Annotated in this window: 7 protein-coding genes; 3 read left to right on the forward strand and 4 right to left on the reverse strand. The window is 71.9% G+C overall.

Features of this window, described 5'->3' with window-relative positions:
- The first annotated feature begins 41 nt into the window (after nucleotides 1-41).
- Nucleotides 42-1,487 carry an ADP-ribosylglycohydrolase family protein gene (locus tag AB4Y83_RS07320; protein WP_442296437.1) on the forward strand — a complete coding sequence of 482 codons (1,446 nt, stop codon included), beginning with the start codon at nucleotides 42-44 and terminating at the stop codon, nucleotides 1,485-1,487.
- Nucleotides 1,488-1,519: 32 nt separating this feature from the next.
- Nucleotides 1,520-1,975 carry a hypothetical protein gene (locus tag AB4Y83_RS07325; RefSeq protein WP_442296438.1) on the forward strand — a complete coding sequence of 152 codons (456 nt, stop codon included), beginning with the start codon at nucleotides 1,520-1,522 and terminating at the stop codon, nucleotides 1,973-1,975.
- Nucleotides 1,976-2,048: 73 nt separating this feature from the next.
- Here the strand turns inward: AB4Y83_RS07325 and AB4Y83_RS07330 are convergent, their stop codons facing one another.
- Nucleotides 2,049-5,399, reverse strand: coding sequence for a TM0106 family RecB-like putative nuclease (locus AB4Y83_RS07330; RefSeq protein ID WP_442296439.1), 3,351 nt, complete (start codon nucleotides 5,397-5,399; stop codon nucleotides 2,049-2,051).
- Nucleotides 5,400-5,642: 243 nt separating this feature from the next.
- On the opposite strand from AB4Y83_RS07330, the gene AB4Y83_RS07335 reads away from it, so the two are divergent.
- Nucleotides 5,643-9,608: a S8 family serine peptidase gene (locus AB4Y83_RS07335; RefSeq protein WP_442296440.1), complete on the forward strand. Its 3,966-nt coding sequence runs from the start codon at nucleotides 5,643-5,645 to the stop codon at nucleotides 9,606-9,608.
- 204 nt (nucleotides 9,609-9,812) lie between these two features.
- Here the strand turns inward: AB4Y83_RS07335 and AB4Y83_RS07340 are convergent, their stop codons facing one another.
- The 3 genes from AB4Y83_RS07340 to AB4Y83_RS07350 all read right to left on the reverse strand — a co-directional run bounded on the left by AB4Y83_RS07340 (nucleotide 9,813) and on the right by AB4Y83_RS07350 (nucleotide 14,643).
- Nucleotides 9,813-10,400: a DoxX family protein gene (locus tag AB4Y83_RS07340; protein ID WP_082619794.1), complete on the reverse strand. Its 588-nt coding sequence runs from the start codon at nucleotides 10,398-10,400 to the stop codon at nucleotides 9,813-9,815.
- Between the two features lie 174 nt (nucleotides 10,401-10,574).
- Nucleotides 10,575-11,807, reverse strand: a complete 1,233-nt coding sequence (locus tag AB4Y83_RS07345; protein WP_442275463.1) for an McrC family protein — start codon at nucleotides 11,805-11,807, stop codon at nucleotides 10,575-10,577.
- A 19-nt stretch (nucleotides 11,808-11,826) separates the two neighbouring features.
- On the reverse strand, nucleotides 11,827-14,643 hold the full coding sequence (locus AB4Y83_RS07350; RefSeq protein WP_442296441.1) for an McrB family protein: 2,817 nt from the start codon (nucleotides 14,641-14,643) through the stop codon (nucleotides 11,827-11,829).
- Nucleotides 14,644-14,751 lie beyond the last annotated feature (108 nt).

Below are 14,751 nucleotides of genomic sequence, written 5' to 3' on the forward strand. Positions count from 1 at the left end.
CCCGGGCGCCCGAGCGTCCACACCGTCCAGAAGGAGCCGTCGTGTCGATCCGCCCCATCGCCGTCGACCGCGCGGCGGGGGTGCTGCTCGGCGAGGCCTGCGGCGACGCCCTCGGCGTGCCGTACGAGATGGCGGCCCCCCCGGTCGGCGAGGCGGTCATGAAGGGTGGTGGCCTCGGGCCGTACGAGCCCGGCGAATGGAGCGATGACACCCAGATGACCCTCTGCGTGGCGCGCATCGCCGCCCAGGGCATCGAGCTCACCTCGCCCGAGGGCCTCGACGGCGTGGCCGATGCGTTCACGGCCTGGCTCGACGGCGGCGCCACGGACGTCGGCATCCAGACGCGCTCGGTGCTGACCGAGGCGAAGGAGCTGACCGGACGCTCGCACGAACGCCTGACCCGGGCGAGCGAGGCGCTGCACGCCCGCACCGGGCTGACCGCCGGCAACGGCGCGCTGATGCGGACCCCCATCGTCGGCCTGTCGGCCCTCGACGACCGCGACGCGACGGCCCGCGCCGCCCGCGCCATCGCCCTGCTCACCCACGCCGACCCGCTCGCCGGTGACTCGGCGGTGCTGTGGTCGGAGGCGATCCGGGTCGCCGTCACCGAGGGGCGACTCGACCTCGCGGCCGGTCTCGACCTCGTGAGCGCGACGCACGTCGGGCGTTGGGGCGACTGGATCGAGGCGGCGACCGGCGCGGAGCCGGGGCAGTTCGGCAACAACGGCTTCACGGTGACGGCGCTGCAGGACGCCTGGGCCGCGATCACGACGACCGACCGCGGCGACGGCTCGGCGATGCACCTCCAGCGGGGGCTGCAGGCCGCCGTCCGGGCCGGCCACGACACCGACACCGTCGCCGCCATCGCGGGCTCGCTGCTCGGCGCCCGCTACGGCGCGTCGGCGGTGCCGACCCAGTGGCGGCGCATGGTGCACGGATGGCCGGGGCTGCGCGCCCACGACCTCGTCGAGCTCGCCGTGTCGACCTCGGAAGGCGGACGTCGTGTCGGCGAGTGGCCGTCGGTCGCCTCGATGGGCGATGCGCGGATCCCGACGCTGGGCATCCCGCACCCCATCGACCCCGACATCGTGCTGGGCACCATCACTGACCTCGGACGCGTGCCCGAGCTCGACGTGCAGGCGATCGTCTCCCTCTGCGCGCTCGGCCTGGACGACATCCCCGCCGCCGGCATGACGGCCCGCGACCACATCGAGTTCTGGATCAACGACGAGGAGCAGGAGGAGAGCAACCCCCACCTCGACTTCGTCCTCGACGACGCCTCGTCGGCACTGCGACAGTTCCGCGCCGAGGGCAAGCGGGTGCTCGTGCACTGCCGTCAGGGCGTCCAGCGCACCCCGGCGGTAGCGCTGCGGTATGCCGTCGACCTCGGTGTCGCTCCCGAGCTCGCCGAGCGGTCGATCCGGGAGGCCCTGCCGGGCATCCGCGGGGAGGGACGGCTCTGGGACGTCGCCGCCCACGGCGCCTGAGCCCGAACCGGGCTGCGGTCTACAGTGCCGCCATGAGCGAGATCGACCACCGCCGCCTCGCGGTGGACCTCTACAACGCGACGTGGGAGCTGCTCGAGCAGACGGACCGGTCGCCGGAGGACGACGACGAGATGCTGGCCCGCGCCCATGCCTCGATGTACCACTGGGGCAGGTTCGAGGGGGTGCGGCCGGAGAACAGAGGTCGGGGTCACTGGCTCGTCTCCCGCGTGCATGCCGTGCTCGGGCAGCCTGATGCCGCTGCGTACCACGCGGGGCGGTACGTCACCATCGCGCGCCGTGGGGCCGGCGAGCGTTGGGACCTCGCGGCCGCCCTCGAGGCGTCCGCGAGGGCGGCGGCGGTCGGCGGAGACTTCGATGCCGCCGAGCGCTTCGAGGCCGAGGCCCGCGAGGTGCTCGCCACGATGGACGACCCGGAGGACCGCGAGGTCGTCGAGAAGGACCTCGCCTCGCTCCCCCGCCGCGCCTGACGCGCCAACCGACGCGGGCCGCTGCGATCGACGCAGCCCCACACCGAGCGGCGCGGCGCCGCCGGGTCCCGGCTCAGACGGTCTTGGCCTCGTCGACGTAGCGGCACAGCGCGTTGACGGCGCGCAGCTCCTCCGGTGTGTGGACCTCGGCGTCGGTGAGCAGGGGGCTGCCCACGATGACCGCCATCGCCTTGGCGCGGGAGATCGCGACGTTGAGCCGGTGCAGGTCGTAGAGGAACGAGACGCCGCGGGGCGCGAGGGCCGCCGTGGTGCTCGCCATGGAGTAGATGACGACGGCGCCCTGCTGGCCCTGGAACTTGTCGACCGTGCCGACCCGGGCGCCCTCGGGTAGCTCGGCCGCGAGGGTGGCGACGTGCGCGTTGTAGGGCGCGACGACGAGGACGTCGGCAAGACCGATCGGACGCGAGTCGCCGTCCGCCGTGGTCCAGCTGCCGCGGAGCAGCTCGTCGACGAGGGCACGGACGACCCGGGCCTCCCGGCGGCTCGACTGTTCGCACAGGGTGTCGTGCTCGACGGGGACCCAGCGCAGCCCGTCACCCGACAGGGCGCCGGGCGCCTCGACGCGGAGCTGCTCGCGCCCCGGCGCCGACTCGAGCCGGCCCTCGTAGGCGAGCTGCGACACGAACGCCGTCAGACTCGGGTGCATCCGGTGCGTGCGGTCGAGGAAGACACCGCGCTCGGCAGGAATGACGTCGTGGACGAGCCCGTCGTCACCGGCGCGGAGGTGGTCGAGCGCAGAGACACCGGAGCCGTAGGGGTGGACCGCCTTGGTCGGCTGGGTCAGCTGTTGCGGGTCTCCGAGCAGGACGAGCGAGCACGCGGCCGGGGCCACGGCCACGGCGTTGGCGAGCGAGAACTGGCCGGCCTCGTCGATGACGAGCACGTCGACGGCATCGACCATGTCGTCGCGCGACCACAGCCAGGCGGTGCCCCCGACGAGGGTCGCCTCTCCGCTCGCGAGCGCAGCCGCGATGGCGGCATTGTCGGACGTGTGGCGGATGAAGGTGTTCGGGTCGTCCGGCTCGTCGCCTTCCTCGACGTTGGTGCCGTCCTTGTGCCAGGCAGGACGGGCCACCTCGTCGAGGAGGTTGAGCACGACCGCATGGGACTGCGCGGTGACGCCGACGCGCAGGCCGGCGTCGAGCAGCTCGCGGATCAGCGCCGACCCGGCATACGTCTTGCCGGTGCCGGGGGGCCCCTGGACGGCCAGGATCTCGCCGCGCAAGCCGCGACCGACGCGGACGACGACGTCCTTGGGCGACTCTCCGGCACGGGCCGCGAGCAGGTCGGCGGCCGGCACGACCCGCTCGACGAGCCGCGTCGCGAGGTTGGACCCCCCGGCCAGCGCGAGCTCGCCGGTGCGGGCGATGCTCGCCCGGAGCGCCTGGTCCATGACCGGTCCGGGTCCCCCGAGGCCGCGCGGACGTGGCGGCTCCAGCGACTTCTTCATCGACAGCTCGACCCAGCCCTCGACCGGGTCGAGGTCGACGACCTTGCCGACCGGTGCGTGGGTGTCGACGTCGGGGACGTACTTGCCGACCGACACCTTGCAGTCCTGGGGCGGGAAGGGGTAGCGCCAGACCTTGGAGAGCTTGACGATCCGCATCTCCTCGGGCTCACCGAGGTCGCCGATGGCGGTGCCGTCCTCGACGAGCTCGGCCGTCTCGAGCTCCTTGTAGCGGAAGAAGTCCCACCACTCCGGGCGCTTCTCGCGCCGGTGCCACCCGACGAGGCCCGCGAGCAGCAGGTGGCCGCCGGCGACCAGGCGCTCGGAGAGCGCGATCTCGGCACGCTCCTCGTCGCTGATCTCGCGCAGCTCCTCGGGCACCGGCCGGCTCAGCGTGTGCCCCGCGCGGGCGAGCTCGGCGCGTCGCTCCTCGAGCCACTCGTGCAGCGCCAGCGTCGAGCGGACGTCCTCCTCGTTGTAGCGCCGGATGTCGTCGAGGATCGCCTGGTCGGCCGACCCGTCGTCGCGACCGGCGAGCCAGCGTTCGTACTCGACGACGGACGAGAGACCGTCGGCGACACCCGCGCCGTCGGCGGATCGCGTGTGGCCCCAGTAGAACTCCTCGAGCTTCTTGATGGAGTAGGAGCCCTTGCTGATGCGCACGCCCTGGCGCACGACGGCATAGAGGTCGACGAAGACCTCGTGGCGCAGCAGCTGGTCGAGCTCGGCCTCGCGCGTCGCGTGCTGGCCGACGAGCCTCTTGAGAGCCGTCGTCTCGTAGGGCGCGTAGTGGTAGACGTGGAGATCGGGGAAGCGCTGCCACCGCTCCGTCAGCCAGTCGACGAGGTCGGTCGTCAGGCGTCCCTCCTCGACGAAGTCGTGCGCCCAGAACTCGACGAACTCCCCCTGCCGCGTCCAGATGCCCGCGAGGTACTCGCGCCCCGCACCGCCCTCGGCCCACGGGTCGCCCTCGAAGTCGAGGTAGACGTCGCCCTCGTCGGGCTCGGGCAGCATCTGCAGCCCCCGGGCCGGCTCGGGGTCGAGCAGCTCGTACTGCGCCTGGCCTGTCTCGCGCTCGGCGAGCTGGAGCCTGGCCTGCTGGAGCAACCGACGCCGGCTCGCGATGGACAGGGCCGGGGCCAGCCGCTCCTCGCTGGACTCGGCCAACGAACGAAGCGTCGGGATGCCGAGGTCGATGAGCGCGGCGCGGTGGTCGGCGCGCATGCCCGCGACCTGGATGAGGTCGTCTCGATCGAGCCACTCCTGCGCACACCGCTCCTTCCACCGGCACTGACCGCAGTGCTGGACGCGCGCGGACTCCGTCTCGCGCGGGTTGGCGATGGCGTCGAGCAGCTCGGCGCGGCGACGGCGGGCGTAGGGGGCCACGTCGACGAGCCGCCACGGGTGCGACTCGGTGTCGCCGGTGACGACGGTCAGCCACTGCGGCGGGACGCCCTGGAGCAGCTCGAGCCGGGCGGCATACGTCGCCATCTGGAGCAGCGCTGGGACCTTGAGCCGCCGCGCCAGCTTGGTGTCGGCGATGTCGTAGCGCCACGGGCCGAGGTCGCTCGGCTCGTCGACGCGCAGGAGGAAGTCGGCCAGCCCCACCCAGTTCCCGTCGAAGAACGTCGCCTGGTAGATGACGTCGACACCCCTGCTCATGGCGTCGAGCGTCGCCGCCTCGGCCTCGACACCCCGCACCCCCAGGGCCGCGATGTCCTCGACGACGCGCCCCTCGGCGACGAGACGCTCGAGGTAGGCGCGCTCGTGCTCGAGCCCCTTGGCGAAGACGAGGTTGAGCGAGTCGTCGGCGCCGCTCGCCCCGCCGCCGGTCCCGGCGCCCGTCCCGTGGCCGGCGTCGAGGGCCTCGAGGTCGAGCGTCGTGATGTGCGCACAGGCCACGTGCTTCGTCAGGTCCGTGGGACTCAGGACGAGGTGACCGTCGATGCGCTGCATGGCGCCGAGTATGCCGTCCGGCACCGACACCCTCGACAACCCGCGAATCAGTTTGCCCGGAACGCGCACCAGCGGCTCGAACGGGGATAGGTTGCATCCGGCGTGGCAGGCAAGTTCGGGGGCGAGCGTCCCTGCGCCCGCGGTGCGCAGGTGCATCGCGGGCGAATGGAGCCACGCAAGGAGGATCTGTTGTCCGACAACACTCGGGGACCATGGCGCTCGCGCCGTGGCGTGATGAGCTCGGTGAGCGCAGGAGCCATCGCGGCCCTGGCCGCCACCACCCTCGGGGCCACGCCGGTGTCGGCGAGCCCTGACCCGTCCGTCAAGCACCGCAGCAACGCCTCGGTTCCCGACGGCCTCACGAGCGCCGGCTCCCTCGGCCTCGGCACCCAGCGCGTGGCCGCTGGCGACAAGGTGGACGCCGGCCTGCGCAAGGCCACCGGTCCCGTCGACGTCATGATCGAGCTCGACGCCGCACCCGCGACGACGGCGTTCGGTCAGGCCCGCGGGCGCGGGCTCGCCGCCGCCAAGAGCGCGGCGCGCACCCAGACCTCGGCGGTCAAGGCAGCCCAGAAGGGCGTCGAGTCCCGTTTCGCCGCCACGGCGACGAAGGCACGGACGCTCTACAAGGTGCACGCCGCATACGCCGGCATCGCGGTCCGCACGGACGCCGCGAAGCTCACCGCCCTCGCGGGCATCCCCGGCGTCAAGGCGATCCACCGACTGACGCCCAAGGCACCGACCAACTCCTCCTCCGTGCCGCTCATCGGCGCGCCGAAGGTGTGGAAGGCGCTGTCGCAGACGGGCAAGGGCGTCCGCGTCGGCATCATCGACACCGGCATCGACTACACCCACGCCGACTTCGGCGGCCCGGGCACGGTCGACGCGTTCACCGCGGCGGGCGCCTCCAACACCTTCACGCCGACCGCCAAGGTCGTCGGCGGCTACGACTTCGCGGGCGACGCCTACAACGCCGACCCGACCTCGGACACCTACGACCCGAACCCGCAGCCCGACCCCAACCCGCTCGACTGCAACGGCCACGGCTCGCACGTCGCGGGCACGACCGCCGGTTTCGGCGTCGCGTCCGACGGCACGACGTGGTCCGGTGGCTACAGCTCGGACATCGACCCGGCCAGCCTCGACATCGGCCCCGGCGTCGCCCCCGAGGCGAGCCTCTACGCCCTCAAGGTCTTCGGCTGCGACGGCTCGACGAACGTCGTCGGGGAGGCGCTCGACTGGGCGGCTGACCCCAACGGCGACGGCGACCTGTCCGACCGTCTCGACGTCGTCAACATGTCGCTCGGCAGCTCCTACGGCTCGCCCGAGGACCCCGACGCCGTCGCCGCGAACAACCTCGCCGCGCTCGGCACCGTCGTCGTCGCCTCCATGGGCAACTCCGGCGACGTCTACGAGGTCGGCGGCTCCCCGGGCAACGCGCCGCGCGTGCTCGCGGTCGCCGCGTCCGACGACGGCAACGACGTCGTCGACGGCCTCAAGGTCGACTCCCCCGCCGGCATCGAGCCGGCCGACACCGTCGACGGCGTCCAGGACAACGTCTTCGCCGCTCTCAATTCGGTCGCCTACGACTGGGCCGCCGAGCCCGGCGTCACGAACGTCCCGGTCGTCACCGTCGGTGACTGGTCGCAGGACCCCAACGCCGGCAACAACACCGACGGCTGCTCGCCCTACTCCTTGGCAGACCAGGCCAAGGTGACCGGCAAGGTCGTCCTGCAGATGTGGCTCGACGGCACCGGTCGTCGCTGCGGCTCGGCCGCGCGCGCCCAGCTCGCGCAGGACGCGGGCGCCGTCGGCGTCATCTACGGCAGCGACGTCAACGCCTTCTCGGCCGGTGTCACCGGCGACGCCGACATCCCCGCGATGCTCACCGTCAACCAGGCGACCGTGGCCATCAAGGCGCAGCTCGACGCGTCCAACGAGGTCCGCGTCACGATGACGAACGACCTCCGCAACGGCGTCTCCATCCGCAACCCCAAGGCGATCGACCAGCTCGCCGGCTTCTCGTCGCGTGGCGTCGGGGTGGCCGGTGGCGTCAAGCCCGACGTCGCGGCTCCCGGTGTCACGACCTTCTCCGCGGCCGTCGGCACGGGCAATGAGGGCATCGCCGAGAGCGGCACCTCGATGGCGTCGCCGCACGTGGCCGGTGAGGCCGCGCTCGTGCGCGGCTCGCACCCGACGTGGACGGTCGAGGAGGTCAAGGCCTCGATCATGAACACCGCGACCCAGGACGTCTTCGTCGGTCCCGACCACACGGGCGACGTCTACGGTCCCGAGCGCGTGGGCGCCGGTCGCGTCGTCGCCGACGCGGCCGTCGGCACGAGCACGCTCGCGTACGTCACCGACGACAAGGGCGCCGTGAGCGTCTCGTTCGGTCCCGTCGCGGTGACCGCCCCGACGCAGACCCTGACGAAGACCGTGCGCATCGTCAACAAGCGCCCGGTCACGTCGGCGGCCTACGCCCTGTCCTACGACGCCGCCCACCCGACGCCGGGCGTGACGTACTCCTTCAGCCCGTCGCAGGTCCGCGTCCCGGGCAACGGCTCGGTCGACGTCTTGGTCACGGCGACCTTCACGCGTTCGGCGCTGCGGGCCGTCGCCGACCCGACGACCGTGGCCGACCCGCTCGAGATCGGCATCCAGCGCAGCTACCGCGCCGACGCGAGCGGCCGCATGCTGCTCGAGCCGGTCCAGGGCACGTCCGGTGGCACGCTGCGTGTGCCGGTCTGGTCCGCTCCGCGGGCGGCGTCGACGATGTCGTCGCCCTCGAGCACGACGGTGACCAAGCAGTCCGGCCTCCCGGCCGGCATCGCCACCTCGATGCTGCCGCTCACGGGCACCGGTATCGACCAGGGCACCGACAGCACGTCGTACGTCTCGACGGTCTCGACGTTCCAGCTGCAGGGCACGAGCCCGCGCCGTGCGGACTGCTCGTCGACCCGCGTCGTCGACTGCAACGCAACCGCCGACGACCGCGGGGCCGACCTGCGCTACGTCGGTGCGGCCACCGACGCACCCGTGTTCGGTCTCGCCAAGTCGATGCTGACCTTCGGCATCAACACCCACGGCCCGTGGCGCACGCCGGCCACGTCCACGGAGTTCGACGTCTTCCTCGACACGAACGCCGACGGCACGGCCGACGCCGCGGTCTACAACACGCGGCTGTCGACGACCGACGACTACGACTACTTCGTGGCCGAGCTCGTCGACCTGCGGCCGGGTGCCGGCTTCGGTGACGTGCTCGACCAGGAGCTCGTCAACGGGGTCGACGGGTCGTTCGACACGAACGTCTTCAACAGCGACTCGCTCGTCATGCCCGTCTCCGTCGAGGTCCTCCAGAAGGCCGGCCTCGTGACGGGTGCCGCGCCGAAGGTCCGCTACTGGGTCAGCTCGCTCGCCCAGGGCTCCGCCGTCGACGCCGTCGGCTCGGCCGCCAAGCCGATGACGATCAGCCTCGCGTCCCCCGGTCTGTCGGCCTACGGGGACTTCGGCACCCTCCTCAACAGCGACCTCCCCGGCGAGAAGCTCGAGGTCCGACGTGACGAGGCCTCCGCCGCTGTCGACAAGCCGCAGGGTCTGCTCCTGCTGCACCACCTCAACACCGACGGCTCCCGGGCCAAGGTCGTCACGGTGCGCACGACGTCGACCACGAAGCTGACGGCCAGCCCGTCCAGCTACACGTATGGCGGGCACTCGACGCTCACGGCGACCGTGTCCCCGTCCACCGCGACGGGCACCGTCACGTTCATCCTGAGCGGCAAGGTCGTGCGCACGGTGTCGCTCAGCGGCGGCAAGGCGGTCCTGCCCCTCAGCAGCAGCCTCGGCCGCGGCGCCCACGCGTTCACCGCGCGTTACAACGGTGACGCGAAGCTCGCCGGCAGCACGTCGGCGTCCGCCGTCGTCACCGTCAAGGGGCTGTCGAGCCGCACGAGCCTCTCGTCGAGCAGCAGCGCCTACCGCTACGGCGGGCGGCCGGTGCTCACTGCGACCCTGTCGCCGAGCTCGGCCACGGGCACCGTCACCTTCCGTGACGGCTCGCGCGTGCTCGGCACCTCGACGGTGAGCAAGGGCAAGGCCACGCTGTGGGCGCCCGTCCTCTCGCGCGGGACGCACTCCGTCAAGGCGACGTACAACGGCTCTGGCGCCTACGTCCCCTCGACGTCCACGGCGGTCACCCTGCGCGTGAGCTGAGCGGTCACCGCGCACCATCCCGACGACGTATGCCGTCCGGCCGCCTCGGCCGGGCGGCATACGTCTGTCCCCGCGACCGTGGGTCGGTCCGCCCGGGTGTGCCGCACGCAGCAGGAAGGCGGCCCTCCGAGGAGGACCGCCTTGCTGCTCGGGCCCGAGGGCCCGTGCTGGTGGCCGGGTCAGGGACGCGGCCACCGATCCGACTCACCGCAGGAGGCCGTTACCGACGTGGCGGCCCCACCACTTGCCAAGGCCCCAGGTGTCCCCGGCGAGCGTCGTGGCGAGAACCGCGACGCCCAGTGCCTCGATCCAGTGGCTGTCGATGAGCGGGTTCGTGTAGACGCCGGTGGTGCCGAGGGGGAACTCGGCGAGGTACATCAGCGCCAGGAGGAGTGCAGCGGTCCAGGCGGCGATCTTGAGGCCGGCGCCGGCGAGGAGAGCGATGCCGATGCCGAGGAGGCCGGCCATGAACAGCCAGTCGGCCCACGGGCCGGCGATGTTCTTGAAGAAGGAGGCGAACGGGCCCTCGGCGTGCTTCATGAAGCCCTGGGCGGGCGTGCCGCCGTGGATCCAGGCCTTGGCCGACGGGGTCATGTAGCCGAGCCCGAACAGCTTGTCCATGAAGGGCCAGAGGAAGGTGAAGCCGAGCACGATGCGCAGACCAGCGAGGAACTTGCGGGCAACGGCCGAGCGGACCACCTCCTCCTGGAAGGTGACGACGCCCTTGGTGGGGTCGTGCGTGGTGACCGGCGCACTACCTTCGGTGTGCGTGTCGCGCGGGATGGTGCCCATGGAACTCAACTCCAGAACTCGGTGTGTGTTCCGGCAGCTTCTCTGTCGGTACTACACAGCGTAGTAGTGACTGGTCCACAACGCTCCCACATCGGGGTGTGATCTGCCGGACACCGGGGCGCCCCGGCTCCGGAGAGCGCGGCGATCCGCTCCGACAGGCGACGCTCCGCCGCGTCAGCGGCGCGAGCGGATGAGGGTGGGGACCTCGAGCTCCCCTGGGGCGTCAGCGAGCTCGCGCACCAGCTCAGCGAGCGCATCGAGCGAACGGCACACGGCGGCATACGACCCGTCGAGACGGATCGGACGGCAGAGGATCCGGGTGCCCGCGTTGCGGATGACGATCTCCGACTCCGGCGCACGGTCGCTGTTGCAGTGGATGAGCAGGCCCGTCGGCAGGCCCATGGCCGTCGTGTAGGCGACGAGCTCGAGGTAGTCGCGCGAGGCCATGTAGCCGTCGGCGCCCATCGAGTACTTGGCGTCGCCGACGAGGACGACCTCGCTGCCGCGGCGCACGACGAGGTCGGGGGCCATCGTGACGGCACGGCCCTCGTCGAGCCAGACGTCCTCGTCGCGCTCGATGCGCATCTGCGGGGCGAGGCGCAGGTCCAGCTCCTGGGCGATCCACCGCTGGAAGAGGTCGTCCATGTCGACCATGAGGCTGTTGGCCTGCTGGTCACCGGCTTCGTGGCTCAGCGACATCGCTTGCAGGACAAGGCGACTGAGCCGCATCGCGTCCTCGTAGTGCTCGTTGAGCCGCGTGATGGGCTGCGGTGCCGCGTGCCTCGTCGCCGGGGTGTCGGCGACGCCGTCGAAGCGGCCGAGGACGCGCAGGGCCTCTCGGCGGACGTGCGGCGCGAGCTGGGGCCACGACAGCATCGCCTGCAGCGTGCAGCGGAAGAGCTGGTTCTCGACGATGTCGGCCGTGAAGTCGTCGAAGCGGCACTGCGGCTCGGCGGCGCTCCACGGCCGGCGCGCGAACTCCTCGACGAGCAGCCGCCCCCGGATGGTCCGCATCCGCTCCTCGCGCGGGACGTAGCCGTGCACGAGACCGCGCATCGTCGACGAGTCGATGAGCCGGATCGCGAAGTACGCGACGCCGTCGATGAGCTCGTCGGTGTCGCTCCACGTCACGTGCTCGTGGTCGAACGCGTCGGGCGAGACGCCGGCGCCGAGCATCGCGAAGAAGTTCGTGACCGACACCTTCGGCGTGACGCGCACGACGAGGCCGGGCACGGCGAGTGCGCCGACCCAGCTCGTCGCACCGATCGTGACGACGTCGGGGTCGGCGGTCGCGTGGATGACGAGCCGCTCCCCCGCTGCCGCGACGAGAGCCGCTCGGGTCTCCCGGGACAGCCGGACCGGACCCGAGCGTCCGTGCTCGGGGATCGGGGCCAGCTCGATGGTCATCGGAGGATCGACTCCACAGTCACGGCCTCGTCAGGTCGAACTGGCCGTAGCGGGCTCGGACGTTCTCCCAGCGGAACTGGGCCAGCTCGTGCTCGCGGCCGTAGAGCTGGTCCTCGATGAACGGGTAGACGTTGTAGTCCCAGATGCGGCGCAGGGTGGCCTCGTCGCCGTCGAGACCGGGGCGCATGAAGTAGCTGTGGCCGATCTGCAGGTGCGGGCCGCGCAGCGCCCGACGCAGGTCCTCGTTGACGCGGTCGACGAGCTCGGCCACCCACACGGGCCCGTCGTGGACCTCGAGCCAACGGCGCAGCAGGCCTTCCATCGGCCCGTCGTGCGGCATGAACGGCACGAAGTCGAAGCGCCGGCGCAGGGCCGCGTCGACGAGCGCGATGGAGCGGTCGGCAGTGTTCATCGTGCCGATGAAGTAGAGGTTGGGCGGCAGCTCGAAGCCCTCGTCGGGCCGGTAGCTCGTCTTGACCGAGTGCGAGCGGTACTCGAGCAGGAAGAGGAGCTCACCGAAGACGCGCGGGAGGTTCGCGCGGTTGATCTCGTCGATGATCATGATGTGCGGTGTCAGCGGATCCGCCTCGGCCGCCTCCGCGAGGAGGGCGAGCGGGCCCTTGCGCAGCTCGTAGACCATCTGGCCCTGGTGGTCGATCTGCGGCCGGAAGCCCTCGAAGAAGTCCTCGTAGCTGCTGCTCGGGTGGAACTGGACGATGTCGCGCTTGGCCGGGTCGGGCTGCAGGGCCTGCGCGAACCGCTGGGCGAGGTAGGTCTTGCCGGTGCCGGGAGGGCCGTAGAAGATGACCTGCTTCTTCTCCTCGAGCAGGCCCTGGATCTCGCGGAGGAAGTCCTCCTCGATGAGCAGCTCCGCGGCGGCCTCGCCGAGGGCGTCGTGGTCGGGCATGAGCGCCTTGTCGGAACGGCGCATGAGCCAGTACGCGAGCTGCGCCTGGCCCCACGGGTCGTCCGGCAGCAGCGGGTCGAGCGTCTGCTTGAGCAGGGCATTGGTCTCGACGTGCGTGCGGCCGCGGGACTTGCCCTCGGTCCAGCGCGCCGGCCCGCCGAGGCGGCCGAGCATCGCGATCTTGCCGGAGTCCCCGCCCAGGGCGAAGAGCGGCAGCCAGTGCTCGGGGTGCGCGATGGCGAAGAGCTTGAGCACGACGCTCTCGCCGAAGCCCTGGACCGGGACGTCGTCGGAGCCGAGCACGCGGTTGATCCGCTCCTCGTCGCGCCCCTCGCCCCACAGCAGGTCGCGCACCATGACGCGCAGCTCGTCGATGCCGGCGGCGTCGAGGGCGTTGATGCTGCTGATGAGGACGGACTGCGCGCCGATGTCGCCGTAGCCGCGCGTCGACACGATCCGCTTGAAGGTCGGCAGGTCGAAGGCCTCGAGCCCCTCCCGCGACAGGCAGGCGGCGAAGACGCGGCGCTGCTCCTGGTGCCAGGCGTCGCGCTCGCTCGGGTAGGGCCGCTCGGCCTTGAAGATCTCGACCTCGCTGTCGAGGTCGACCATGGCGGCGAGCTCGAGGCTGGGGTCGTCGAGGGGCCCGCGCTGGCTGGAGGTCATGAAGCGCAGCAGCGGCGTCAGGGCCCGGGCGGTCGCGATGACGTCGTCGGCGAAGTCGGCGCGTCCGACGGCCTCGTCGCCCTTCCACCAGCGGCCGACGAAGGCCTCGCCGCCGGGGTACTCGCGCCCGACGGGCTCGAGCCGGTCGGTGCGACCGTCCTCGTGGACGCGCAGGAAGCTGAGGCCGCGCGGGAGGTGCTCCTGGACGATGGTGCCGACCTCGCGGTGCTGCTGGTCGCTCTCGCCCTCCCAGCCGCCGTGCAGTCCGAAGGCCACGCCCGACGGGGTGACCCACAGGCGGAAGCCGGGGGCGCCGGCGCCGCCGACGAGGATCCACGCGGCATACAGGTCGGAGCGGTAGGCGGCGTCCTCCCCCGTGTGCTGCTGAAGGGCGAGCGTCGGGGCCTCGAGGTAGAGGCCCGTCTCGGTGGAGAGGCGGTCGATGAGGCTGTCGCTGATGTGGTCGGCCTCGCCGCGCAGCTGGCGTGCGAGATCGGCCGCGCGGTCCTCTCGCCGGCTGTCGCCGTAGCCGGTCGACGGGCGGAAGTCCGCCGCGATCTCGGCCGCCTCGACGCAGACGTCGAGCACCTTGGGCGCGATCCCGACGAACGCCTCGGTCTCCTTGAGGTACCAGAGGATGCGAGCTGCATACTTCGGGTCCTCGGGGCGCAGGGCCGCGCAGAGGTCGGCGAAGGCGACGTAGCGCTCCGCGTGGCTCAGACCGCGCTCGAGCCAGCCGAGCCGCTGGAGCATGTGCGGGGCGTTCTCCCACATGAGCGGCCACTTGCCGCCGTCGTCGGTGGACCAGAAGAGCGAGAGCACGTATGCCGTGTGGCCGGGTCCGGGGGCGCGCTGGCCGCGCGAGCCACCGCGGGCGAGGAAGGCCTCCATGGCCTGGAGCTTGTCGCCGGCGTCCTGCGGGGAGGCCGGGGTCTGGAGGGTGAGCTTGAGCAGGCCGACGACCTCGGCGTACTCCTCCTCGGAGCGGCGCATGAGCGAGGCGAGCCACGGGCCGCCGATGGGGCCGAAGCCGACGTAGGGACCGTCCTTGCGGGTCCACTGGTTCATCGCCTCCTTGAAGGCGACGAGGTCGCTGGAGGCCACGAGGTCGGCGAGGATCTCGCGCAGCTCGCCGTTGCGGGCGGCCCGCTCGGAGTCGAGCTCGGCGAAGAGGGCCTGGGCGTCCTTGTCCGCCTCGGCGGCCCGCTCGATGAGGGCGTACTTGGCGCGCCAACGCTTGACGTCGACGGTGTCAGTGCGAGACATGGGGCTCCCTTGCACGCCCACTTCTAGGGCGCATAGCTACTGCGCGCGTGGAGGTGCGCACAGGACCGCGAAAAGGTTACCTGCCGGTCGCCCATGCTCCGAACTCGT

The sequence above is a fragment of the Terrabacter sp. RAF57 genome (genome assembly GCF_052113925.1).
Classification (GTDB): domain Bacteria; phylum Actinomycetota; class Actinomycetes; order Actinomycetales; family Dermatophilaceae; genus Terrabacter.